General features: G+C 49.7%; 24 protein-coding genes. 2 read left to right on the top strand and 22 right to left on the bottom strand.

What is annotated here, in order from left to right; genetic code table 11:
* Positions 1–171: 171 nt before the first annotated feature.
* Positions 172–1,107 (bottom strand): cysteine synthase A, encoded by a 936-nt coding sequence (cysK, locus tag DXB70_RS07055; RefSeq protein WP_107001595.1) that lies wholly within the window; start codon positions 1,105–1,107, stop codon positions 172–174.
* Between the two features lie 808 nt (positions 1,108–1,915).
* Between cysK and DXB70_RS07050 the strand changes: the two genes are divergently transcribed.
* Positions 1,916–2,674 (top strand): tRNA threonylcarbamoyladenosine dehydratase, encoded by a 759-nt coding sequence (locus DXB70_RS07050; protein WP_107001596.1) that lies wholly within the window; start codon positions 1,916–1,918, stop codon positions 2,672–2,674.
* Between the two features lie 126 nt (positions 2,675–2,800).
* On the opposite strand, the gene mtaB is transcribed toward DXB70_RS07050, so the two are convergent.
* The gene (gene mtaB / locus DXB70_RS07045) at positions 2,801–4,117 is read right to left on the bottom strand and encodes a tRNA (N(6)-L-threonylcarbamoyladenosine(37)-C(2))-methylthiotransferase MtaB (protein ID WP_107001597.1); all 1,317 of its coding nucleotides are present in this window, start codon (positions 4,115–4,117) and stop codon (positions 2,801–2,803) included.
* A 91-nt stretch (positions 4,118–4,208) separates the two neighbouring features.
* Between mtaB and DXB70_RS07040 the strand changes: the two genes are divergently transcribed.
* Positions 4,209–4,439, top strand: a complete 231-nt coding sequence (locus tag DXB70_RS07040) for an HPr family phosphocarrier protein (protein WP_022359725.1) — start codon at positions 4,209–4,211, stop codon at positions 4,437–4,439.
* Between the two features lie 154 nt (positions 4,440–4,593).
* Here the strand turns inward: DXB70_RS07040 and thiI are convergent, their stop codons facing one another.
* The 20 genes from thiI to DXB70_RS06940 form a co-directional block, all read right to left on the bottom strand.
* On the bottom strand, positions 4,594–5,772 hold the full coding sequence (thiI, locus tag DXB70_RS07035) for a tRNA uracil 4-sulfurtransferase ThiI (protein ID WP_117795086.1): 1,179 nt from the start codon (positions 5,770–5,772) through the stop codon (positions 4,594–4,596).
* Between the two features lie 80 nt (positions 5,773–5,852).
* The gene (locus tag DXB70_RS07030) at positions 5,853–7,007 is read right to left on the bottom strand and encodes a cysteine desulfurase family protein (protein WP_118472451.1); all 1,155 of its coding nucleotides are present in this window, start codon (positions 7,005–7,007) and stop codon (positions 5,853–5,855) included.
* 31 nt (positions 7,008–7,038) lie between these two features.
* On the bottom strand, positions 7,039–7,773 hold the full coding sequence (locus DXB70_RS07025) for a 16S rRNA (uracil(1498)-N(3))-methyltransferase (protein ID WP_117795082.1): 735 nt from the start codon (positions 7,771–7,773) through the stop codon (positions 7,039–7,041).
* Between the two features lie 2 nt (positions 7,774–7,775).
* Positions 7,776–8,732: a 50S ribosomal protein L11 methyltransferase gene (gene prmA, locus DXB70_RS07020; RefSeq protein WP_022359722.1), complete on the bottom strand. Its 957-nt coding sequence runs from the start codon at positions 8,730–8,732 to the stop codon at positions 7,776–7,778.
* 132 nt (positions 8,733–8,864) lie between these two features.
* Positions 8,865–9,626, bottom strand: coding sequence for a TSUP family transporter (locus DXB70_RS07015; protein WP_107001602.1), 762 nt, complete (start codon positions 9,624–9,626; stop codon positions 8,865–8,867).
* A 92-nt stretch (positions 9,627–9,718) separates the two neighbouring features.
* Positions 9,719–10,975, bottom strand: coding sequence for a radical SAM family heme chaperone HemW (hemW, locus tag DXB70_RS07010; RefSeq protein ID WP_118672964.1), 1,257 nt, complete (start codon positions 10,973–10,975; stop codon positions 9,719–9,721).
* On the bottom strand, positions 10,975–12,789 hold the full coding sequence (gene lepA, locus DXB70_RS07005; RefSeq protein ID WP_022359720.1) for a translation elongation factor 4: 1,815 nt from the start codon (positions 12,787–12,789) through the stop codon (positions 10,975–10,977). Before lepA ends, hemW begins: the two co-directional genes overlap by 1 nt.
* A 177-nt stretch (positions 12,790–12,966) precedes the next feature.
* The gene (gene spoIIP, locus DXB70_RS07000; RefSeq protein ID WP_118672962.1) at positions 12,967–14,193 is read right to left on the bottom strand and encodes a stage II sporulation protein P; all 1,227 of its coding nucleotides are present in this window, start codon (positions 14,191–14,193) and stop codon (positions 12,967–12,969) included.
* An 88-nt stretch (positions 14,194–14,281) separates the two neighbouring features.
* Entirely contained in the window at positions 14,282–15,283 is a 1,002-nt protein-coding gene (gene gpr, locus DXB70_RS06995; protein ID WP_118472448.1) for a GPR endopeptidase, read from the bottom strand.
* 593 nt (positions 15,284–15,876) lie between these two features.
* Entirely contained in the window at positions 15,877–16,482 is a 606-nt protein-coding gene (yihA, locus tag DXB70_RS06990; RefSeq protein ID WP_118672960.1) for a ribosome biogenesis GTP-binding protein YihA/YsxC, read from the bottom strand.
* Between the two features lie 21 nt (positions 16,483–16,503).
* Entirely contained in the window at positions 16,504–18,825 is a 2,322-nt protein-coding gene (gene lon / locus DXB70_RS06985; protein WP_118673054.1) for an endopeptidase La, read from the bottom strand.
* Positions 18,826–18,966: 141 nt separating this feature from the next.
* Positions 18,967–20,265: an ATP-dependent Clp protease ATP-binding subunit ClpX gene (clpX, locus tag DXB70_RS06980; protein WP_117795072.1), complete on the bottom strand. Its 1,299-nt coding sequence runs from the start codon at positions 20,263–20,265 to the stop codon at positions 18,967–18,969.
* Positions 20,266–20,308: 43 nt separating this feature from the next.
* Positions 20,309–20,890 (bottom strand): ATP-dependent Clp endopeptidase proteolytic subunit ClpP, encoded by a 582-nt coding sequence (gene clpP / locus DXB70_RS06975; protein ID WP_022359226.1) that lies wholly within the window; start codon positions 20,888–20,890, stop codon positions 20,309–20,311.
* Positions 20,891–21,139: 249 nt separating this feature from the next.
* A complete protein-coding gene (tig, locus tag DXB70_RS06970; RefSeq protein ID WP_022359227.1) occupies positions 21,140–22,426 on the bottom strand; it encodes a trigger factor in 1,287 nt (428 codons plus the stop codon).
* A 199-nt stretch (positions 22,427–22,625) separates the two neighbouring features.
* Entirely contained in the window at positions 22,626–23,180 is a 555-nt protein-coding gene (locus DXB70_RS06965; protein WP_022359228.1) for a DJ-1 family glyoxalase III, read from the bottom strand.
* Positions 23,181–23,307: 127 nt separating this feature from the next.
* The gene (locus tag DXB70_RS06960; protein WP_182448430.1) at positions 23,308–23,976 is read right to left on the bottom strand and encodes a phosphatase PAP2 family protein; all 669 of its coding nucleotides are present in this window, start codon (positions 23,974–23,976) and stop codon (positions 23,308–23,310) included.
* Positions 23,977–24,023: 47 nt separating this feature from the next.
* A complete protein-coding gene (locus tag DXB70_RS06955) occupies positions 24,024–24,497 on the bottom strand; it encodes a CYTH domain-containing protein (protein WP_118467392.1) in 474 nt (157 codons plus the stop codon).
* Between the two features lie 36 nt (positions 24,498–24,533).
* Entirely contained in the window at positions 24,534–24,812 is a 279-nt protein-coding gene (locus DXB70_RS06950) for a DUF4160 domain-containing protein (protein ID WP_107001610.1), read from the bottom strand.
* Positions 24,796–25,068, bottom strand: coding sequence for a hypothetical protein (locus DXB70_RS06945; protein WP_107001611.1), 273 nt, complete (start codon positions 25,066–25,068; stop codon positions 24,796–24,798). Before DXB70_RS06945 ends, DXB70_RS06950 begins: the two co-directional genes overlap by 17 nt.
* Before the next feature lie 52 nt (positions 25,069–25,120).
* A complete protein-coding gene (locus DXB70_RS06940; RefSeq protein WP_243099923.1) occupies positions 25,121–25,420 on the bottom strand; it encodes a hypothetical protein in 300 nt (99 codons plus the stop codon).
* Positions 25,421–25,620 lie beyond the last annotated feature (200 nt).

Below are 25,620 nucleotides of genomic sequence, written 5' to 3'. Positions count from 1 at the left end.
CACAGGATCCGCGCTGACAGTGCTCTGCCAAACAAACGGGTCCTGTGTTTTTCTGCTGTTTTGTTACCGTTCACGCGCACGTAACCAGTCACTCATTTTCTGTTAATTATAACACTCTCCCTGCATTCTGGGAAGTCCTATTTCTATAATTAGTCTCTTATAATTAGTCTCTTAGTCCTCTGTAAAGAGTGGTGTGGAATAATAGCGGTCACCGCTGTCCGGAAGAATCGCTACGATGGTTTTCCCCTTATTTTCCGGGCGTTTTGCCAGCTCAATCGCACCATGCAGGGCTGCGCCGGAGGAAATACCGACTAAGATGCCCTCTTTGTGTGCCAGAAGTTTTGCTGCCGCAAATGCATCCTCATTCTCCGCCTCGAAAATCTCATCATAAATCTTAGTGTTCAGTACATCCGGCACAAATCCGGCGCCGATACCCTGAATCTTGTGTGCGCCGCCCTTGCCTGTCTTTAATACCGGGGATGAAGCTGGCTCCAGCGCTACGACTTTCACATTCGGGTTCTGGGATTTTAAGTATTCGCCGGTACCTGTCAGAGTTCCGCCGGTACCAACACCTGCGATCAGGATATCAACCTTTCCGTCGGTATCATTCCAGATCTCCGGACCAGTGGTTGCTCTGTGAACCGCCGGATTGACCGGATTGACAAACTGACCGGCTAAGAAGCTGCCCGGTGTCTCTTTTGCCAGCTCTTCTGCCTTCTCGATCGCGCCCTTCATGCCCTTTGCACCCTCAGTCAGGACAATCTCTGCACCGTACGCTTTCAGAATGTTGCGGCGCTCCACGCTCATCGTCTCCGGCATCGTCAGGATGATGCGATATCCCTTCGCTGCTGCGATGGACGCCAGACCGATACCGGTATTGCCGGAAGTCGGCTCGATGATGACAGAACCCTCTTTCAGGACACCTCTCTTCTCTGCATCCTCAATCATGCCTTTTGCAATACGATCCTTCACGCTTCCAGCCGGGTTTAAATACTCCAATTTTACCAGAACCGTTGCTTCCAGTCCCAGCGCTTTCTCAACATTCACAACCTCAACTAACGGTGTGTTTCCTACCAGCCCCAGTGTTCCCTTATAAATGTTTGCCATGATGATTTCCTCCTAATATCTGTGATGATTTTTATATTTTTTAATTTTTATAGATTTCTATAGATTCTTCTTTTTTCCAGAACTCATTTCCAATTTGAAAAACTCGCTCCAAAAGAAGTTTAAAATGCGAAAAGAGCCCATCCTCTATACACATTTCCCACCCGTCCAATCCAGCTTTTCTGCCGCCTGTCCTGCTTGTTTTTCTGTGTACGCGGATGCGCTCTTTCTATATCCTTAACCCTTATGAATAAAAAGATTCACGAAACCCGTTTTCCCCGGAAACCCCGCTTACCGAAGTCCAGCTTTCTGGTTTTCGCGTACACAAATGCGACAACAACATCGATCCATACAGGTACAAACATTGCTGCAACACATCGTATTCATCCAAAAACCATTGACTGCTTTCATGATCTTCACTCCTTTTCTTTTTTCCTATCGACTTAGTAGGCATATTATCACTTTATGCAATATCTGTCAACCCTTTTTTGCCCGTTGTTACTGTTCACGCACGCGTGCCCAGTAACGGAATTTGCCGTGGCTTCGCATTTAAATACGGCAAATTCCTGCTGCCACCACGTTTTCTTACGGCACTTTCGGTTCCAAAAGTGCCCACCCGTGAACAGTAACGATTATTTGCACACTTTGTTACGTTTCTTCATGTCTTTCTTGACAAACGCAGACCGCACCTTTACAATAAAATACCGAACTGATGGGTAAAAAACGTTCAGAAACAGAGCCTGCTATTATTTAGTATAGCACAGTTGTGACTGTGAAGCTACTGACAGAATATATTACAAGGGAGTATCATATGTTAAATTCATTTTCACGAACGGAACTTCTCCTCGGCAGGGATGCCATGGAGCGTTTATCAAAAGCACGCGTTGCCATCTTCGGCATCGGCGGAGTCGGCGGCTATGCGGTGGAGGCCCTCGCGCGCAGCGGCGTCGGCACGCTTGATCTCATCGACGATGACAAGGTCTGCTTAACCAACATCAACCGTCAGATCATCGCAACCACCTCCACCATCGGAAAGTACAAGGTCGATGTCGCTGAGGAACGCATCAAATCCATCAACCCGCATGCGGTTGTCCACACCTACAAGACATTCTACATGCCGGATACCGCGAAGGAATTTGATTTTTCCCAGTATGACTACGTGATCGACGCAATCGACACCGTAACGGGAAAACTGATGCTGGTAGAACAGGCAGAGGCAAGCCACACGCCGATCATCAGCTCGATGGGTGCCGGAAACAAGCTGGATCCGGCTGCCTTTGAGGTAACTGACATTTATAAGACTTCCGTCTGCCCGCTCGCGAAGGTCATGCGGCGTGAGCTAAAAAAACGCGGAATCAAGAAACTGAAAGTGGTTTATTCGAAAGAGAAACCGTTGACTCCGGGCGATGATATGGCAATCTCCTGCCGTTCCCACTGTGTCTGCCCGCCGGGAACCGCACGCAGCTGTACCGCCAGACGGCAGATTCCGGGGAGTATCTCTTTTGTGCCGTCCGTAGTGGGACTGATTATTGCTGGGGAAGTTATTAAGGATCTCGTTGGGGTTCATTGATTGCTTACTGATTAATTTGTTAAGCCGATATATTCTATTTATGTCATTTTTTTTAATTTTATATGTATGTAAAAAACCAATGAATCCCATCTTGGGGGTATCATTGGTTTTTTCGTTTCCTGTCTTTTATTCATTTTCCAGTAAAAGCACCTCTTCATTCAGTGCCTTCGTGAAGATTCCCTTCACCGTCTTATTTTTCAATCCTTCTTCGTATGGCACGGCACCTTTGACATACTGGCGGGTGTGTCCCATCATGTATTTGGTTCCGTCAATCTCGATTGGTTCTTCGAGAAGGATTTCTTCTTCGGTTCCGAGGAAGCGCCCGCGGTATTCTAAGGACTGCTGTTTTTCCAGTGCCAGCAGGATATCGCTGCGGACAGATTTGGTTCCTTCTGGTACCTGATCCGGCATATCGGCGGCGCGGGTGCCTGCGCGGCGGGAATATTTGAATATATGCATCTCGTAGAAATGGATCGTTTTTAAGAAGCGCTCTGTTTCAGCAAATTCTTCTTCGGTCTCACCCGGGAATCCTACGATGACATCGGTCGTGATCGCCGGATTGTCAAATTCTTCCCGCAGAATTTCACAGCACACCTGGTATTCAGCAGCATTGTAGCGGCGGTTCATGCGCTTTAAGGTCGCGTCGCAGCCACTCTGGAGTGACAGATGGAAGTGCGGGCAGATGGTCCGCAGACTCGCCAGCTCTTTGGCAAATTCGCGGGTTACGATACGTGGTTCAAGAGAACCAAGGCGCAGGCGCTCAATGCCCGGAATCTGATCGAGACGTTTGATTAAAGTCAGCAGATTTTCTTTCTGCTCATCCTTGAAATCGACGCCATATGAGCTTAAATGAATACCTGTCAAGACAATTTCCCTGTATCCGGCTTCCGCAATCCCGCGCACCTCGCGCTCGATGTCCTCCGGGCGGCGGCTGCGGACGCGTCCCCTCGTATATGGTATAATACAATAGCTGCAAAACTGGTTGCAGCCGTCCTGTACCTTGATAAAGGCACGCGTATGGTCAGCAATCCGGCGGATATGGAGTTCTTCGTATTCCTGTGAATGTCCGATATCCAGAATCTCACCGCTATTTTCGTGATCTGCAAAATAATCATCCAGAATCTGTACCAGATCTTTTTTCTGGTTATTGCCGACGATCAGATCGACCGCCTCATCTTTTTTTAGCTCCGCGCCTGCTGCCTGCACATAACAGCCGACCGCCACAACAGCCGCCGACGGGTTCATTTTCTTTGCCCGGTGCAGCATCTGGCGCGATTTCCGGTCGGCGACATTTGTCACGGAACACGTGTTGATAATATAAACATCCGCTCCTTCCCGGAACGGCACAATCTCATATCCTGCATCCTCTAAGAGCTGCTGCATGGCTTCCGTCTCATATGAGTTCACTTTGCAGCCCAGATTGTGGAATGCCGCTTTTCTCATTTTTATCTCCTTTAAATTGAATCCTCTCTTGACTTTTGTCAGATTACTTTGTAGTATAAAAGTATTATTGTAGATAGAGGAGGTTTTTTTCATGAAAACAGTTCGTATTTCTTTAAACTCGATCGATAAAGTTAAATCCTTCGTCAACGACTTAGCGAAGTTCGACGTAGATTTTGACCTTGTTTCCGGACGTTATGTGATTGATGCTAAATCCATCATGGGTATCTTCAGTCTGGATCTGTCCAAACCGATTGATTTAAACATCCATTCTGAGAACCAGATTGACGAGATCTTAACGACACTGGCTCCGTACATTGTATAGCAACCATTAGAACGATCGAGATGGTTCTGTTTGAAACGAAAAAAACCGCTGTTAAGCAACGCGCTTTGCAGCGGTTCTTTTTTAGATTTGGAAGAACGGCTCCAGCGGCTTCTCTGGATTATCGTTGTTCCTCCAAATCCTCTATTTTATATGACTAGCACCGGATAACCTCAACCGTATCGATCGCCTCTTTTACCAGCGCATCTATCTTCTCTTCCAGATTGCGCTCGGATTTTTCAATCAGGTGCAGGACCGGCTTGGTAACCGGGTGTTTGGCTACGAAGATGGTGCAGCAATCTTCATACGGCTCGATCGATGTCTCGTAGGTACCGATTTTCAGGGAAATATCGACGATATCCTGTTTGTCGAAACCGATCAGCGGGCGGAAGACCGGAAGTGTGCAGACTGCATTGGTAACCGCCAGGGAATGAACCGTCTGGGATGCTACCTGACCGATGCTCTCGCCGGTGATGAGTCCGAGACAGTCGTCTTTCTTCGCCAGCTCTTCCGCGATCTTCATCATGTAGCGGCGCATGATAATCGTCAGCTCCTCATGCGGGCACTGCTCGTAGATGTAGAGCTGGATATCTGTGAAATTGACTACGTTTAATTTGATCGGACCTGCGTATTTTGCTACCTGCTTTGCCAGATCGACTACTTTCTGTTTTGCACGGTCGCTGGTGTATGGCGGCGCATGGAAATAGGTTGCCTCGATGGTAACGCCGCGTTTTGCGATCATGTATCCTGCCACCGGGCTGTCGATACCGCCGGATAAAAGCAGCATCGCGCGTCCATTGGTTCCGACCGGCATACCGCCCGGTCCCGGAATCACCAGAGAGTATACGTTGATACGTTTTGCACGCAGTTCCACATTTAAAAGAACATCCGGATTGTGTACGTCTACCTTTGTCTCCGGGAATGCGTCCAGGATGACCTCACCGAGATCGCGGTTGACTTCCTCGGAGGTATGCGGATACTGTTTGTTGGCACGGCGGGTGTTTACCTTGAACGTAAAGTGTTTATCTGGGTATGCTTTGTCCACATACTCAACAATCTTCGCTTTCAGGTCGTCATAGCCGTTGTCCTCTAACTGGACCATCGGACAGATCGCCGCAATACCGAATACCTTTTTCAGTGCATCGATGACCTCATCGTAATCAAATTCTTCCGCTGCGGTCGCATAGATACGCCCTGCCTCCTTGGTTACGGTAAATTTTCCATCAAGACGTTTTAACGAGTGATGGATGTGGGACACCAGCGCGTCCTCGAATACATAGCGGTTTTTACCTTTCAGGCCAATCTCCGCATATTTAATCAAAAATGTATGAAACATGGAATTCCCTTTCTACAACAGGCTGTCATTCTTCTGCTTTCCCGCAAAAAAACTGAGCAGCCATTCTTTAAACAGCCATTTTATTTCATCTGGTAACGGCGCAGTACCGGAAGCAGTTCTCCCAGAACGCCGATCGCATAGTTTACTTCTTCCTCGGTATTCAGATCACCCAGACTGAACCGGATCGTCGAATCGAGAAGTTCTTTTTTCACGCCGATTCCCTTTAAAGTACCGCTGATGCCCGGATGATTGGACGAGCAGGCGGAACCGGACGATACATAAACCCCTTTGTCCTCCAGCGCATGGAGAAGTACCTCGCTGCGGACGCCCTCAAAGCTGGCGCTGACGATCTGCGGCGCGTTGGTGCGGTCCTCACTGCCGTTGATGGTGACGCCGCCGAGCGGTTTCAATCCCGCAATCAGGTGCTCCCGGAGTGTATACAGCTTTTCGATGCGTGCATCAAAATCTTTGTACGCCTCGCGTGCTGCCACGCCGAGTCCGACACACCCCGGCACATTTTCCGTACCGGAACGCATGCCTTTCTGCTGGCCGCCGCCAAACAAAATCGGGCGGATCTTGACACCGTCGCGGATATAGAGGAATCCGACGCCCTTCGGCGCATGGATCTTGTGTCCGCTGACGGAAAGCAGGTCAATTCCCTGTTTTTTCGGACGGATCTTATATTTTCCATATGCCTGGATCGCATCGACATGGAACAATGTCTTCGGATTTTTCTTCTTGATGCACTGGCTGATCGCCTCGATCGGCTCTACTGCTCCGACCTCGTTATTGACGTACATCACAGACACCAGGATCGTGTCCTCGCGGATAGCTTTTTCCAGATCCTCCAGAGAAATATGTCCCAGATGATCGACCGGAAGATAGGTCACCTCAAAGCCCATCTCCTCCAGAAATGACATCGTATTGTAGATCGACGGATGTTCCACACCGGTCGTGATAAGGTGTTTTCCGGCTCTGCGGTTTGCCAGCGCCGTGCCGATCAGCGCCGTATTGTTCGACTCTGTTCCGCCGGAAGTAAAGAGAATCTCCTTCTCCTGCACTTTCAGTGTATCCGCGATCGCCTTCTTTGCCTCGCGAATCAAATTTTCTGCTTCCACACCTTTTCTGTGCTTCGCCGCCGCGTTTCCGTAGTTGACGCACATTGCATCAACGACCGCATCCTTTACGCAGTCCAGCACCTTGGTGGTCGCTGAATTATCAAAATAGGCTTCCATTTTTATCTCTATCTCCTTTGTAATTTTCCAATTACACTTCCAACTGCAGCATCAGTGCCGACAGCATACACAAGCCTGCCGTCTCCGTCCGCAAAATTCTCTTTCCAAGCGTTACGATCTCCGCCCCGTTTTCCCTGGCAAGCTCGACTTCTTCGTCCTCAAAACCGCCCTCCGGACCGATGAAAACGGCGATATCCGTACCCGGCTTGACCGACGCCAGCAGTTCCCTCGTTTTCCGAATGCCATCCGCCGACTCATATGGCAGAAGAACCATATCGTACCCGGCTGCCTCTTTGACCGCCTCTTTGTAGGTCATAAGCGGCGCCACCTCCGGGATAAGGCTGCGCTTGGACTGCTTCGCGGCGCTCTCAGAAACCGCATTCCAGCGTTTTCTCTTCGCGTCCGCTTTTTTCGCATCCAGCTTGACAACCGAACGCTTCATGCTGACCGGAACCACCCGGTATGCCCCCAGCTCCACCGCCTTCTGGATGATCAGTTCCATCTTATCGCCCTTCGGAAGCCCCTGGAACAGGTGAATCCGCGCCGGAAGCTCTTTGTTTTCCCATTCTTCCAGAATCTTTGCCGAAACATACTCTGGTTCCAGTTCTTCCACGCGGCAGAAATAGTCACCGCCCTCACGGCTGCTGATCAGAATCTCCTCGCCCGGCTTCATCCGCAGAACATTGCGGATATGGTTGACATCCGCGCCCTCAATCCGGATTTCTTCCGCCCCAATCTGGTGCGGTTCCACAAAAAAATGGTACATGATTATTTCTTCCTCGCTGTGACAGAAACCCACTCGCCCTGATGGGTAATCTCTACAATCTCAAAGGCATCGTTCGCCTCAAATGCCGCCTTGACTGCCTCTTCCTTCATATCAATGATACCCGATGTAATGAAGATACCATTTTTCTTAATATGAACCGGGATCTCTTTCTGCAGCATGATGATAACGTCTGCCAGGATGTTGGCAACCGCAATGTCGTAATACTCGTATTTTACCTCGTCCTGCACTGTTTTATCGTCGATGATGTTGCCCTGTACAACCTTGAACTGCTCCGGTGCAATTCCGTTTGCTTCCAGATTCTCGCCAACGGCTGTGATCGCATTTTCATCCAGATCCGTTCCAAATACGTGTTTTGCGCCCAGTTTTAACGCCGTGATACCTAAGATACCGCTTCCGGTTCCGACATCAAGCACCTCTGAATCCGGTGTCACGTATTTCTCGAGCTGGCGGATGCAAAGCTGCGTTGTCTCATGCATGCCCGTACCAAACGCCGTACCCGGATCGATCTGAATCAGCAGCTTGTCTTTGTGCTCCTCCGGCACTGTCTCCCAGGTCGGCTTGATAAGGATGTGATCGACCGTAAACGGTTTGAAATACTGTTTCCAGTTGTTGATCCAGTCCTTATCCTCCGTCTCGGATTCTGCAAACGTGCAGGCGCCCAGATCGGTAAACGGCTTCAATTCTTCCAGCGCCTCTTTGACTTTCGCCATCATCGCCGGGATATCATCATCCTCATCGAGATAAAAACTTACCTTCGCCACGCCCTCATCCGGCGGAAGCTCCGGCAGAATGTCGATGAACATTCCCTTCGTCTCTTTCTCGGTCAGCGGGATATTGTCCTCAATCTCAATGCCCTCGATGCCGAGTTCATCCAATGTGTAGCTGATGAGATCCACCGCCTCTGTGGTGGTCGTCAGCGTAAATTTCTTCCATTTCATGTTCGTTACCTCTCTTTATTGAAACGACTTATCATCCAAACATTCACATTTCATCACGCAGCTATTTTTGCATCATTTTCACTGTAAATGTATCAAACGGCTGAATCCGCCTAATCGTTCTAATTTTCTTTTCTAATTTCCCAATAAAATCTTCACAAACAGGATCGCCAGCACCACCAGAATCAGCGGGCGCACGATCTTCTGTCCATTTCCCAATACCAGGCCGGAACCGATATAATTTCCTAAAATACTGCAGATCGCCGCAGCCAGTCCCAGCGTGTAAATGATCTTGCCGTGAATCACAAATGTGACAAACGCCGCCACATTAGACGAAAGATTGATCGCCTTTGTCGTACCCGCCGCCTCTTTCATCGTATAGCGCGCCGCTCCTGTGAGCACCAGCAGCAGGAAAGTTCCAGTTCCCGGTCCGTAAAAACCATCATAAATACCGATGATCAGCGCGGATGCCAGCGCAATCAGGAATGATTTCCGCTCCGGCAGGGTGCCCGCCAGCGAATCATCGCCCATTTTCTTATTCCGCATAACATAAAATGCAACAATCGGAAGAATCACGATCATCATATACTGTAAAATCTTATCGCTGACTAACAGAGTCAGGTTCGAACCGATCGAAGAACCGATCAGCGCCGCCACGATAAACCAGACCACCTTCTTAAACTGTATGTAACCGTTTTTGGCAAACCGCCCGGTCGCGATTGCCGTTCCCATCATGGAACTCATTTTGTTGGTTCCGAGCGCCATATGGGTCGGAACCCCGGCGATCAGGTACGCCGGAAGTGAAATCAATCCGCCTCCCCCTGCGATCGCATCCACAAAGCCTGCCAGAAATACCATCGGGCAGACGATTATAAACTGCAGTATCGTGCAATCCATGCTACATCCTCCAAAATTTTCATGCACGCCCAAATTCCTCCTGCCGTCGCAAAACAGAAATCAAAAAGCACTCCGGGCATACATTTCTATTCTTATTGCAAAAACTCCGCCAGTGCATAGGTACTGACATCCAAGCCATATTCAGTCAGGCGGATATGGCTATCTGTCTGGACCGATGCTTCCAACAATCCTTCTTTCAAAAGCCGCTCGATCACCTCGCCGTACACCGCTTCCATCGCCACGCCAAACCGGCGTTCAAACTCTGCTGTCCGGACGCCGCCGGTCAGCCGCAGCCCCAGAAACATAAATTCTTCCATCCGCTCCTGACGGCTCAGTTCGTGTATTTCCTCATACTGCGCGCCCGCTGCCAGCTCTTCTTTCGTAAACACCAGATAACAGTTCAAATCCGCCGTCACCTGAAAGCGTTTCCCGCCCACCAGCGAGGATGCCCCCAGACCAAGCCCCAGATACTCCACACCGGTCCAGTAACCGATGTTGTGGCGGCAGGCATAGCCCGGTCTGGCATAATTGGAAATCTCATACCGCTCATAGCCCAGCTTCGCCAGCGTTGTTTTCGTGTGGTGGTACATATTCCGGTCTGTCTCCTCATCCGGCAGACATTTGCAGCCTTCATACTTCGTCTGTAAACGCTTTGGCATAGAGGCGTAATCGCCGTATTTCTCCAGATCCGCGCACATCTCCCCGTACTCTTCATATAACGGCGTGCCTTCTTCCACAATCAGGCTGTATGCGGAAATATGTTCCGGTTCAAGGTCGCAGACGAACCGCAGAGTCTCCTGCCAACTCTCCTCCGACTGTCCCGGAAGCGCCGACATCAGATCGACATTGATATTGTCAAATCCAGCGTCCCGCGCAGCACGAAAACTCTGTAAAAACTGCTCCCGCGTATGAATCCGCCCTAAAAGCCGCAATTCCTCCTCCGAAGCCGACTGCAGCCCCAGACTCAGGCGGTTGACCCCTGCATTCCGGTAACCTGCTGCCGAATACGGCGTCAATGTCCCCGGATTCGCCTCCATCGTGATCTCCGCATCCGGCTCTACCCGAAAGACCTGCCGGACGGCTGCCAGAATCCGCTCAACCGCCGATGGTGGAAGCAGGGACGGCGTTCCGCCGCCGATAAAGATCGTCTCCACCGTCCGCCCTGTCAGGTTTAGCCGCGGCGCCGCATTTTCAGGGCACTGCCCTGCATCCTCTTCCGGAATGCTTTCAATCTCCCGGATCAGCCGATCCACATATTTTTCCCGCACGCACGCATCGGACGCAAACGAAAGAAAATCACAGTAACGGCATTTGCGGACGCAGAACGGGATGTGTATATATAATTCCATTATTCCTCGTCCAGCTTCAGGACGCTCATAAATGCCTTCTGCGGAATCTCTACGTTTCCGATCTGACGCATACGTTTCTTTCCTTCCTTCTGCTTCTCCAGAAGTTTTCTCTTTCGGGAAATATCGCCGCCGTAGCATTTTGCCAAAACGTCCTTCCGCATTGCCTTGACCGTCTCGCGGGCAATGATCTTTCCACCGACCGCCGCCTGGATTGGAATCTCAAATAAATGACGCGGAATCTCATCCTTGAGCTTCTCGCACATTTTTCTGCCGCGCTCATATGCCGAACCTTCGAATACGATGAAAGAGAGCGCATCCACTTCCTCGCGGTTGACGAGAATATCCAGTTTTACCAGCTTGGATTCCTCGTAGCCCTTTAACTCATAATCAAACGACGCGTAACCGCGGGAGCGCGATTTCAATGCATCGAAGAAATCATAAATAATCTCATTTAACGGAAGTTCATATTTCAGCAGCGCACGGCTCGCCTCAATATACTCCATTCCCAGGTAAACGCCGCGGCGCTCCTGGCACAGCGTCATGATCGCACCGACAAACTCGGTCGTAACCATGATCTCCGCCGACACGATCGGCTCTTCCATATAGGCAATCTCGGACGGATCCGGCAGGTTTGACGGGTTCGTCAGCTCAATCATATCGCCGTTCGTCTTGTGCACCCGGTATACAACGCCCGGCGCCGTTGTCACAAGATCCAGATTGTACTCGCGTTCCAGGCGTTCCTGGATAATATCCAGATGGAGAAGCCCCAGGAAACCACACCGGAAACCAAAGCCCAGCGCTACCGACGTCTCTGGCTCAAAATAGAGCGCTGCATCGTTGAGCTGCAATTTTTCCAGCGCGTCCCGCAGATCCGGATATTTCGCACCATCCGCCGGATAAAGACCGCAGTATACCATCGGCGTTACCTTCTTGTAACCCGGAAGCGGCTCTGCACACGGGTTGTCCAGATCGGTGATCGTATCGCCCACGCGGGTATCCTGCACATTTTTAATACTGGCAGTCACATAGCCAACCATACCGGCTGAAAGCTCTTCGCACGGAATAAACTGACCTGCGCCAAAATATCCAACCTCCACAACCTCGGCAGCCGCTCCGGTCGCCATCATTTTCATGCGTGTGCCTTTTTTGATCGTACCGTTCTTCACACGGCAGAATACGATAACGCCCTTGTAAGAATCATACAGGGAGTCGAAAATAAGCGCCTGCAACGATGCCTCCGGATCGCCCGCCGGTGCCGGGATCTTCTGCACGATCTCCTCCAGAACTGCCTCGACATTTAAGCCGGTCTTCGCAGAAATGCGCGGTGCATCTGACGCCTCCAGACCGATCACATCCTCGATCTCCGCTGCCACGCGCTCCGGATCCGCACTCGGCAGATCGATCTTATTTAACACCGGAATGACCTCCAGATCATGATCCAGCGCCAGATATACATTCGCCAGCGTTTGCGCCTCGATTCCCTGTGCCGCATCCACAACCAGAATCGCGCCGTCGCACGCCGCCAGGCTTCGGGAAACCTCGTAGTTAAAGTCCACATGTCCAGGCGTGTCGATTAGATTAAAAATGTACTCCTGACCGTCTTTCGCCTTATATACCGTGCGGACTGCCTGCGACTTGATGGTAATACCTCTCTCCCGCTCCAGATCCATGTTATCAAGCACCTGCGCCTGCATCTCACGGCTCGTTAAAAGTCCCGTCATCTCAATAATACGATCTGCCAGCGTTGATTTGCCGTGATCGATATGTGCAATGATGCAGAAATTTCTGATTTTGCTCTGATCTATAATTGCCATCCGTTCATTCCTCTCTCTGTATCACTTTGTTTGGCAGCAACATGTTTGCTGCGATATCTTATTTTTATTTAAAATCATCTTTTATAATAAATAACACCTGATCTAAATGAATATACCATTTTTTCATGTACGCCGCAAGTCCTGAAATAGAAAAAGCCTTGACTAAAAGCCTTGCCATTAGCCTGTCAGCACCTGATCCAGAAGCTGCGCCAGCGGATCCATCGCATTGACCGCCTCTTCATATGTATTCGTCTGTGCTCCGACTTCGATCAACGCCGAGCGCGGGCGTAGATGCAGATTGTAACGAAGCCCCTTTAAATAAATCGTCCGCGTAAACCCAGGATATATCTGATCGGCATTCCACTTCATCTGAAAACTGAACGCCAGATTTTCCTTCCGGCAGGGATTTGCCAGATACTCGATCGGTCCGTCCGGCGTTTCGCTGGTACCGTTGAAAAACATGATCTGTGCCGTTGGTTTCCCTTCTATCTGCGTGACTAGATGCGTCTGCTCGCTGACACCGTCCCGGTGCACATCTAAAATCACCTGAATCGACGGGTATTTCTGCAAAAGGTTCGTGACACCCTCGCAGGCATATGTATAGGCACGGCTCCGGTCTAGATGCCCCGACTTCATATCATAGGCAGTTGTATCGTGCCAGACCTGATATCCTTTCGCCCGCAGCCGTTTTGCCAGCTCTTCCCCCAGAGACACCACCGCTCCCTTTCCGTCGCTTCCCGCATAATCTCTATAATTTTCCTGCGAATGGGTATGATAAATCAAGATCTGTGGTCCGTCCGCCTCGTCCTTCCTGATTGTCAGATCCATCGACAAAAATGTCTCTGCGTTCATCAGGCTCCGGTCAATCGACGCCGTCGGGTGGATTGTAAAAAAATGCTGGATCAGATAATCATAATCTTCCAGCTTTTTCCGCAGACGCGGGCTGTCCACCAGTGCGGCAGTATTTGCCCTCTCTGTCTTTTCTCCATTCTTTCCAGCACTATACAGCCTCTCTTCGTCCGTCTCTCCGCCGCCCTGTCTCCCACTTTCATGAACAAGCCCGTTCCATTTTCCAAGTAAAGTTCCATCCACCAGCCTACTCCCGGAAAACTGTGCCAGGAAATCCATATACTCCTGCCGGACTTCCTGTTCTTCCAAATATTTATAATAGGACGGATCGGCTTCTCCCTGCGTCTGTTTCTTCCACCCGGCAAGTCTATGCCTTTTCCCCTCCTCCGAATCTGGTATATCCCGCAAATTAGTCCCCCAGACCGGGTACCAGGACCTTACCACCGCATTCTGCACAGCTGTCCAGATGAATGCACGCATCTTCCAGCCGACTGTCAGCAAAAACAGAACCATCAGGAGCCCGGCTGCCCTCTGCCACCACCGCACCGCATTCATCTCCCTTCTTTCCTGTTCTATCCTATGCGGTTAGCAAAGTGTAGTTTCCTGTTTAGTTCTGTTTTTCAATCTGGCATTTTTTTCAGTGTTATCTTTCTTCCTCCAGCCGTTCCACTGCCCGCCGGATCCCCTCGGCGATTGCTGCGCTCAGCTTGCAGATACGCTCGTCCATGTCCTGCGGGGTCACAAACATCGCTCCAAATTCAGGTTCCAGAAGTTCCCGGATCAGCTCATATTGGCTGTCCGAATCCAGTTCCCGGATGTATTCACCGTACCGGCTGCCCTCTTTTGAGGCGGTTAGTGTCCGCACTAACGCATTGACCGTCCCGTGAACGATCGCCGCCGCGCCCACAACCGTCGGAACGCCGATCGCGATTACCGGCACGCCGAGATTTTCCCGCGTCATTCCCCGGCGGTGGTTGCCGACGCCGGAACCCGGATGAATTCCTGTATCCGTCAGCTGAATGGTGCTTGCCAGACGGTGGACGTTTCGCGCCGCCAGCGCGTCGACCGCGATCACCAGATCCGGGCGGCTCTCCCGCACGACGCCGCGGACAATTTCTGCCGTCTCCATCCCTGTCTGTGCCATCACCCCTGGATGGATACCGCTGAGAACCGGATGCACCGTCCGCCCCGCTTTCTCAGCCGTATAGAGGTATGTGCCATTTCTTCTGCCTGGCTCCGTCCGCAGATGGCGGTTCATCGAAAGCCCATCCACCACGCGCGGTCCCAGCGAATCCGGCGTCACCTGCCGGTTTCCCAGTCCCGCTACCAGAATCGAAAGTCCGGCCATGGTTGAAGCACAGTTTTTCCGGATCAGGGACGCCAGCTGCCGTCCTAACTCCCCGGCAGCCGCCTCACAGTATGCGTCCTCTGTCTCCGACAGCCCCGGATCTTCCATCGTCAGGTAGGTTCCCATCGGCTTTCCCATTGATTCCGCACCTTTTTCGTTCAAAATCGAGACTTCCGTCATCCGGATCGAACTGCCATGACAGCGCCATTCCCGCAGCGCCACACCGCCGATTTCGCCCCCATCCCCCTCAAAACTTTCTCTCTCCTCCAACGCCAGATCCGTCCGATTTTCAAACATGGCTGCTCCCTTCTATCTCACAACTCAATCACAACCCGCACCACTATAAGGCTTAAATTCCATCCTGTCACTTTTTACTTCAAGATAGCCTTATTATTTTTCTCAATTCGTAACTGTTCAGTACCTTCACAGTCACGCGCAAAAATTCATTAAAAATTGCCTACGGCAATGGAATTTTTGCCTGCTGACCCATGTTTTCGTACGGTCAGCGCAGTAAATGCGCAGACCTACTGAACAGTTACCTCAATTTTTATATTTTCCAGAAATATATATTTTATTCTCTCAAAAAATCCTAACGTAAAAAACTGCGCCACCCAGCCCAGATATTTGACATCGCCCGCAAGGATAGGCGCCGCCTGATATCCGGTCAGATACCGCAGTTTATACGTTTATTTTTCGAATTTTTCTAAAACTCTATTCTATTTCTCGCCGTCCGCACTCTCCACCGGCGTTACTGTTCACACATGTGTGCTCAGCAACGGGATTTTGCCGATGCTACGCATTCCAAATCGGCAAAATCTGCTGCCGGAACTGTATCGTACGGAATTTTCAGTTCAGAAAATTCCCACCTATGAACAGTTACCCACCGGCATCTATTCCCCCGGATGTTCCACCTTCCAGATCTCCGTCTCCAGATAGTTCCAGATCTCTTCTCTGCCCTGTTTTGTCTCGGCGGAGAACGGAATCATCATCACTTCGGTGCCGACTCCCAGACCTGTTCTGAGAATCTTCAACTGTTTCTGGAGCTGGCTGCGCTTGATCTTGTCAGCCTTGGTCGCAATCAGGATCGGCTGGAAGCCCTGGGAAACGATCCAGTCGTACATGAGTTTGTCGTTTGAAGACGGCTCATGACGGATGTCAATCAGCAGGAAGACGCAGCGAAGCATCTGCGATTTGTGCAGATAATTCTCAATCATCTTGCCCCACTTTGCCTTGACCTCAACGCTCGCGCGCGCGTAGCCGTAGCCTGGCAGATCGACGTAGTAAAACGCGTCGTTGATATGGTAAAAATTGATCGTCTGGGTCTTGCCCGGCTGCGCGGATGTTCTCGCATAGGATCGGCGGTTCATCAGCGCATTGATCAGGGACGATTTGCCAACGTTTGATTTGCCTGCAAACGCGAACTCCGGCTGTGTATTTGCCGGCAGCTTACTGGTGATACCGCAGACGGTTTCCAGATTTACATCTTTTATAATCATATTTTTTCTCCTACTAAACCGCTATTTCTCCGGTACAAATGCCTCTCGGATGACTTCGTTCATCTCCTTGATGTATACGATCTCCATTCCTTTCGTGATTTCCTTCGAAAGCTCCTCGACATCCGGCTGATTTTTCGCCGGTACCAGTACCTTTTCCACCTGCGCCATGCGGGCTGCGAGCAGTTTTTCTTTCAGACCGCCGATCATCAGCACATGACCGCGCAGCGTTACCTCGCCGGTCATCGCCACACGCGGCAGTACCTTCCGTCCTGTCACCGCCGACAGCATCGCCGTTGCCATCGTGATTCCGGCCGACGGACCATCCTTCGGCACCGCGCCCTCCGGGATATGCAGGTGAATATCGTGTTTCTCGAAATAGTTCTCCTTCACGCCGTAATCAGATGCAACCGAACGCACATAGGTCAGTGCAATCTGCGCCGACTCCTTCATGACATCGCCCATCTGACCCGTCATCTGCAGCACGCCTTTGCCCGGCATGACATTGACCTCGATCTGCAGTGTATCGCCGCCGACGCTCGTCCACGCCAGACCGCGCACGATACCGACCTGTGCCTCATTTCCGGCTGCATCGAAGAAGACTTTCTCGCGTCCCAGATAATGATCCAGATTCCGCTCTGTCACGCGGATCGACGTTTTCTTCTTCTCCAGCACCTCTCTGGCTGCCTTGCGGCAGATATCGCCAACCCGGCGCTCCAGATTCCTGACTCCGGCTTCCCTGGTGTAGCTGTGAATCATTTTCTCCAGCGCCGAACCCGTGATATTTAACTGTTCCTTCGAAAGTCCATTCTTCTCCAGCTGTTTCGGAATCAGATAGTCTTTTGCAATGTGATATTTTTCATTTTCCGTGTAACTATTGACTTCAATCAGCTCCATACGGTCCAGCAGCGGTCCAGGGATCGTCTGCGTTGTATTCGCCGTCGCGATAAATAATACCTCCGACAGGTCGATCGGGATCTCCACATAATGGTCGCGGAATTTCACATTCTGCTCGCTGTCCAGCACCTCTAAGAGCGCCGAGGATGTATCTCCCTTATAATCGCTGCTGACTTTGTCGATCTCATCCAGCAGCATCAGCGGATTGGCAACCCCTGCCTGCTTGAGCCCTTCCACGATGCGTCCCGGCATCGCGCCGACGTAGGTCTTTCTGTGACCGCGGATCTCCGCCTCGTCGCGCACGCCGCCCAGACTGATGCGGACATATTTGCGTCCCATCGCCTTCGCAATCGAGCGGGCGATCGAAGTTTTACCGGTTCCAGGCGGTCCCACCAGGCAAAGGATCGGGCTGGTGCCCTTCTTCGTCAGGATGCGGACTGCCAGGTATTCCAGCACGCGTTCTTTGACCTTTTCCAGACCATAATGGTCGGCTTCCAGAATCTCTTCCGCATGCTTCAGGCTCGCGTTATCCTTCGTCATTTTGTTCCACGGCAGTTCCAGCACCGTTTCCAGATATGTCCGGATCACATTCGCATCCTGGCTGCCAGCCGGCATATTCTGGAAACGGTTGATCTCCTTGCGGATCCGCTCCTTTACTTCCACACTGGCTTTGATCTTCTTCAACTGTTCCTTCATCTCATCCGCATCAGAGACCGGATTTTCCTCTCCCAGCTCCTCCCGGATCACACGCAGCTGTTCCCGCAGAATATAATCACGCTGATTTTTATCCAGCGCCGCCTTTACCTTCGTCTGAAACTCGCGTTTCACGCGGTAAACCTCTAATTCCGTCAGCAGAAGCTGCAGCTCTGTCTCATACATCTCCGTCAGCGTCCGGCATTCCAGCACCGACTGGCGCGCTTCATAGTTCCACGGGAACTGAGCTGATATCTGGTTCATTAATTCGGTCAGATCTGGCTGTGCAATCAACGGACTTAATACTTCACGTCCCGCTGCCACATTTAATTTTCCGTATTCTTCCAGCTTTTCTTTCAGAATCCGGAGCATCGCCTCTTTCTGAATCGTGTCCAGATCGTCCTCGACCGGATCCAGAATCTCCACGATCGCAGTGCAGCATGCCTCGCCCTTCTCCATCTCCAGAAGCTCGGCTCTCTCCTGCCCTTCCACCGTGACGCGCACCATGCCGCCCGGCATCTTGACAAGCTGTTTCACGTAGCCAATCGTTCCTACCTGAAAAATCCCATCAATATCCGGGATCACCTCATCCGGCTGCTTCTGCGTCGCCAGAAATACTCGCTGATCGCCCACCATCGCCTGCTCCACCGCCGCGATGGATTTATCCCGGATGATATCGAAATTTACCGTCATCTGCGGCAGCACGGTCAGTCCGCGCAGCGCGATCATCGGCATTGTCAGTTTCTTATCTTCCATAACACCTTTATCTTTCTTAATCAAATGTATCGTTATTTCCTGTGAATAGAAAAACAGGGGTCTGCCTATGGCAGTTCGCCATCTCACAGACCCCATTAACAGCCGCCATTCTCAAGCTGCTGCATTTATTTTCCTTTACATTTACGCAATCTCGCCGGTTCTGTCTTTCTTAGAACGTCCTGTAAAAGACTTGCGGGGCACCGTATTGTCGCGATATACCAGCTCCGGCGCACTCTTTCCCTCGACTACGTCTTTGGTAATCGTGCAGATGCCGATCGTGGAATCGGACGGAATCTCATACATGGTATCCATCATCAGGGACTCCATGATAGAACGAAGTCCTCTGGCTCCCGTCTTTCTCTCGACTGCCATGTGGGCGATCGCCATCAGCGCATCATCCGTGAACTCCAGCTTCACGCCGTCCAGATCGAGAAGCGCCTGATACTGCTTGATCAGGGCATTCTTCGGCTCTCTTAAAATGCGGACCAGCGCCTCCTCATTGAGCGTCTGGAGCGATACCGTGATTGGCACACGACCGATAAACTCCGGAATCAGACCAAACTTCGTCAGATCCTGCGGCATTACCTGTTTCAGAAGCTCATCGATATCCTGATGCTTGCGATCCACAATATCGGAGTTAAATCCGATGGAACCGGCACCTAAACGGCTGTCGATGATCTTCTCCAGACCGTCAAATGCACCGCCGCAGATGAACAAGATGTTGGTCGTATCGATCTGAATCAGTTCCTGCTGCGGATGCTTTCTGCCGCCCTGCGGCGGAACACTGGCAATGGTTCCTTCCAGAATCTTTAAAAGCGCCTGCTGTACACCCTCGCCCGATACATCGCGGGTGATAGATACATTTTCAGACTTCTTCGTAATTTTATCAATCTCATCAATATAAATGATGCCGTACTCTGCCTTGCTGACGTCGTAATCAGCCGCCTGGATGATCTTCAAGAGAATGTTCTCTACATCCTCGCCGACATATCCAGCCTCGGTCAGAGTGGTCGCATCCGCGATGGCAAACGGTACATTTAAGATCTTCGCCAGCGTCTGCGCCAGGTATGTCTTACCGGAACCGGTCGGTCCGAGCATCAGGATGTTGCTCTTCTGAAGCTCTACATCCTGCGTGGACTTGGACATAACTCTCTTGTAATGGTTATAAACCGCTACGGAGAGTACCTTCTTGGCGTCGTCCTGTCCGATAACATACTCATCGAGAAATTCTTTGATTTCCTTCGGCTTCAGCAGGTTGATTCCGCTGAAATCCGGTCCTTTTTCCTGATCGGCAAATTCCTCTTCCAGAATCTCCGAGCAGAGTTCGATACAGTCATCGCAGATATATACATTATCTGTGCCAGCGATCAGTTTTCTAACCTGATCCTGTGTCTTGCCGCAAAATGAGCAGCGTATTTTGTCGTCTGTTCTGCCTGGCATACTTCCACCTTGTTCCTTTCTATTATTCCATCCAGAAATCTAATTAGTGGTTGGTAATGACACAATCAATCAGACCATACTCTTTCGCCTGCTCTGCTGTCATGTAATTATCACGCTCTGTATCACGCACGATCACGTCATACGGCTGGCCTGTATTGGCTGCCAGAATCTCGTTTAATTTCTTCTTGGTACGAAGAATATTCTCCGCTACGATCTGGATCTCGGTTGCCTGTCCTCTCGCGCCGCCGGATGGCTGGTGAATCATCACTTCTGCGTTCGGAAGTGCATATCTCTTTCCTTTGGTACCGCCGGAAAGCAGGAATGCGCCCATGCTGGCTGCCATACCCAGACAGATGGTAGATACATCACATTTGATATAATTCATCGTGTCATAGATCGCCATACCTGCGGTAACAGAACCGCCCGGGCTGTTGATATATAAGCTGATATCCTTATTCGGATCCTCTGCCTCCAGGAACAGAAGCTGTGCTACAACCAGGCTGGCTGTCACATCATTTACTTCCTCTCCCAGGAAAATGATACGATCTTTAAGCAGACGGGAGTAGATGTCATACGTCCGCTCGCCGCGGCTGGTGGATTCAAGGACATAAGGTACTAAACTCATGATTCTTCCTCCTATAATTGAGAATGAATGTTTATGGCAAAAATTGTTACAGTTCACACGCGTGCAAACTGTAACAGGATTTTGCTGATGCTTCGCATTACAAATCAGCAAAATCTGCTGCCACTATGTTATCGCACGGCACTTTCGGTTCCAAAAGTGCCTGCCTGTGAACAGTAATACAAAATTCTATGATGCCTTAGGACACCATAGAATTCTGCCTTATTTCAGTATTCGCTTTTATCGGTTTGATTAAGCAAGCTTTGCCTGCTCTACCAGTAAATCGATCGCTGCCTGAACTTTCAGGTCCTCACGGATCTGCTCTTTCTCGCGCTCACCCATCATTTCTTTCAGCTTAGCGCCTTCCAGTTTGTAGGATGCTGCGATCTCGTTGATCTGCTCGTCAAGCTTCTCATCGGAAACTTCTACGTTCTCAACTTCAACTACTTTCTCAAGAACCAGTCTGGTCTTGATTCTCTTCTCTGCTTCCGGACGCATCTGCTCCATCAGCTTCTCCGGTGTCATGCCGGTATATTTCATGTAATCGTTGATGTTTAAGCCCTGGCTCTGCAGACGGCGAGCGTAGTTCTCTACCATCTCTCTTGCCTGAGTGTCAACCATCGGCTGCGGCAGTTCCATCTGAGCGTTCTCAACTACTTTTTCGATTACGTTGTTCTCGTTCTCTACTTTAGCATCCTGCTCTTTCTTCTCCTGCAGTTTCTTGCGGATGTCTGCTTTGTACTCATCCAGAGTATCGAAATCAGATACTTCGCTTGCGAACTCATCGTTCAGCTCCGGAAGCTCGTTTCTCTTAACTTCTTTGATGGTTACAACGAACTTAGCCGGTTTGCCAGCCAGCTCATCTGCATGGTACTCAGCCGGGAAAGTAACGTTTACGTCACAGGTCTCGCCTTTTTTCTTGCCGATTAACTGATCCTCAAAGCCCTCGATGAAGGAATGGGAACCGATTACCAGCGGATAATCTGTACCAGCGCCGCCGTCAAATGTCTTGTCATCAATGTAGCCAGTGAAGTCGATGATCGTGTTGTCGCCGTCCTCGATTGCGCCGTCTTCTACGTCGATCAGTCTGCCGTTTTTCTTACGTGCTGCAGTCAGCTCGTTCTCTACATCCTCGTCTGTCACAACAGCTTCTGCCTTCTTAACTTCTACGCCTTTGTACTCGCCCAGAGTTACTTCCGGTTTCAGAGCTACGGTTGCCTCGTAGATGAATGCCTTACCTTTTTCGATCTGAGTTACTTTGATCTCCGGAGTGGAAACGATCTCTTCCTTGCTCTCCTCTGCTGCCTTCGGATAAGATGCGTCGATCACTTCGTTTGCTGCATCCTCATAGAAAATGCCAGCGCCATACATCTTCTCCAGCATAGCTAACGGTGCTTTACCTTTACGGAATCCCGGGATGCTGAATTTGTTTTTGTTCTTGTTGTACGCATTTTTGATTGCTGCATCAAACTCTTCAGCCGGAACTTCGATGGTCAGCTTTGCCATGTTCTTCTCTAATTTTTCTACCTGTAAACTCATTTTAAGGGGTCCTCCTTGCTTCTATATGTGAACCGCCATTCTACCGGGCGTTACACTTCAAGATAGCATTATAGCATATCTGCGTGCTAAATACTAGCGGAAAATATAATTTTGCGTTCACTTTTTGCGGGTTTATGAGTGGTTTTATGTGGGTTTTATGCCATTTTTGATGTATTTTCTGTGTGTTTTTTAGTTGAAACTACACCTGGTCATACTGAATTGAATCTTTGACCTGTAATGCTACCGGGCGATCGACTAAGAGCGATGCCAGCTCAATTCCCAGATCCAGCGCATATCCAAGTCCACGCGCCGTTGTGATATTGCCGTCCGTCACAACGCCCGCACCCGTCAGCTTCGCACCGGTCAGGGCATCCTCAAAGCCCGGATAGCAGGTTGCCTTCTTGTCCTTCAAAAGCCCCAGCTGCCCCAGAATGCTCGGAGCCGCACAGATCGCTGCCAGGCGTTTTCCAGCAGCATCTGCCTGCACCAGTGCATCGCAGAGCGGTTTGCACGCCATCAAATTTTTCGTTCCCGGCATACCGCCCGGAAGGAACAGAAGATCCGCTTTCATCGGATCAATCTCATGCAGCAGGGTGTCTGCATGAATGCCAAATCCATGTGCGCCCTTCACCTCTTTTTTACCCGTAATCGAAACCAGTTTTACCTTCACACCCGCGCGGATCAGCACGTCCGCCGTCGCCAGACATTCCACTTCTTCCAGTCCATCTGCTAAAAATGCGTATACTACAGCCATGATTATTTCCTCCTGTTCTTTATTCTTATAAGACTTTTTATATTAATTTTTTTATTTTTCACAAAGTAATCATTTTTTCTTTTTAGATATCAGAAAATCATTGCAACTGTTCAATTCGTTCACTTTTTTATTCTTCATGAACCGCATTCGTTGTTTTTCCAGCTTTTCCTTTTGAAAATGCCTTTACTAGTACCCACACATTCACCGCCTCGTCAAGAATCAGGCTCAAAATCCAGCCACAGAGCACATCGACCAGCGAATGCTGTTTGATGAACATGGTTGAAAGACAAATCAGAATCGTGACAATCCACGAAAGTGTACGGATCGGTTTCTTGTTCCGCACACTTGCCGCGTGGCAGATCGTCAGATGAACCGCCACAGTGCTCGATACATGGATCGACGGGCAGACATTGTTCGGCGGATCCACACTCCGCAGAAACCGCACAATCTGCGCGCAGAAATTCTGTGATGTGATCTCCTGCCGCAGATTTAAACCGTTTGGTGCCAGCAGGTAGACAAATAAGCAAAAGGTTGCTCCTGCAAACATCACAAAACAAAGCCGCAGATATGCCTCCCGATCCTTGATCATAAAATAAAGCATAAACACCGGCACCCACGCGTACCACAGAAAATACGGCAGTACAAACCATTCATTAAACGGTATCAGGTCATCGACCGCACAGTGTATAATATGAACATCCGATGGTTCATGCAGCTCCAGCAGAAAAAATCCTGACAGAAACACCAGCATATAGAGTCCTGCCAGACAGTAGCGGTGCGTTTTGATCCAATTCATTACTTGTTTTATCATTAATAATATACCTTTGTATTGTTCTTTCGTTTTTATTCTTTCGTTTTTAATACCAGGTTTTCCGCCAGCGCCAGACGGCTGTTCTGGTACTCGCCCGTAAACGTCACCTCGCGCCCGAACCATTCCGGCGGCACAAAGGCATGTGCGGCTTCCTCACTTGGAAATTCAACCTCCGCCAGCTTCAATCCCTCATATTCACCTAAAAAAATGTCCAGCTCAATCGTGTACTCCGTTCCTTCCATCGGAATCAGATAACGCTTTTTCGTCAGAATCCTGCCGTCAGCCTTCGAACGGAGATGCTCATAGGATTCCTTCGTCAGCGGCAGATTGTATTCCTCCCGCGCCATCAGTCCTTTGGATTTGTAGGTCAGATAATAGGTGTCATCCTCCTGACGGACACGCACGACCGGAGCAGTACTTAGATATGCCTGCTCGATCTGGTGGAAGGGGTATCCGGCTATATCAAATGGAATGTGACTAATTAAATATTTGCGTTCGATTTCCATAAAATTAGTTGTCCTTTTTATATTTCTTAAAAAGTCTTAACAAAAGTACCGTATTTCTCCAAAATGAGAAAGCCATTTTTCTATAATTTCTTCACTGTTGGCCTCTATCACCCGAATCATACTGTTCAAAATTTGGGCTGATATTTTGGAAGAATTGTGGCTGAGCAATGCCTTGCCCGTACTGGTTATCCACACTTTTGTCGCATTTGAAGTTGCTCTTCCCTCTGCAATATGGACATGCACCGGTTCCAGCGGCTCATTTTCATTCGACCAAAAATATACAATATATGGTCCAATCCTAAAAATTTGCGGCACTCAGAATTCCTCCCTCTTGTGAAAACTCCATAATCAAGTGTGCATTTTCCCGAATCAGTTTCTTGAAATAACTCATTTCCATATCTGAATAACCATTTATATTCTCCCACTTGTAATCTGGCAAATAGCATATGGCATTGTGAAATCCATCTTTTTCATCGGGTGTTTCTATATAAACTTTAACCCTGCCATCTGCCCGCATTTCAGAATGGGTAATTTCCGTATCATCATTTAAGGTCATAAATGGGTACATCATCTTTCTTCCTCCTCTCATTTATCCTCAAAACAGTTTTAACCACGGCTGCTTTCTACTTATTCAGCATCCCCAGCACCACAACCACCACAAACAACAATACCATCACGACAATAAAAATATCCATCGTCCGCACGGACACATGCACATGATCGTAGATGCGTTCTTTGACAGTCTTTTCCTTCATAAGTTCCAATTCCTGACGGAGTTTTTCGTTTTCAGCTTCAAGATCTTCCAACGTTTTATCGGCAGCATTTTCTGCGGCTTCTTCCACCGTTTTCTTCACCGCCTCAATCTCTTCACCCAATGCCTCTTCCAGTGTTTCTTTTTTTTCCATCACTTCGTTTTCGCTCATCCTTGTTCCTTTCAGAATATGGCTTGTTTTCTCTGCTGCTCACTCCGAAGCAGCCTCTTCTCTTATTATATCCATAAAAATAAGTTCAGGCAATCCAAAAATATTTTTCCGTCACTGTCAAAGCAAGAGCTGACACACCATCTCGTCCACCATCCCCCTGCCGATTACAACTTTTCAGATTTATACAAGAAAAAATCCTG

The organism is Clostridium sp. OM05-5BH (assembly GCF_003481505.1).
GTDB lineage: Bacteria > Bacillota > Clostridia > Lachnospirales > Lachnospiraceae > Otoolea > Otoolea fessa.
Note: the sequence above shows the minus strand (reverse complement) of the source record. Positions and strands in the feature narration are given on the sequence as shown.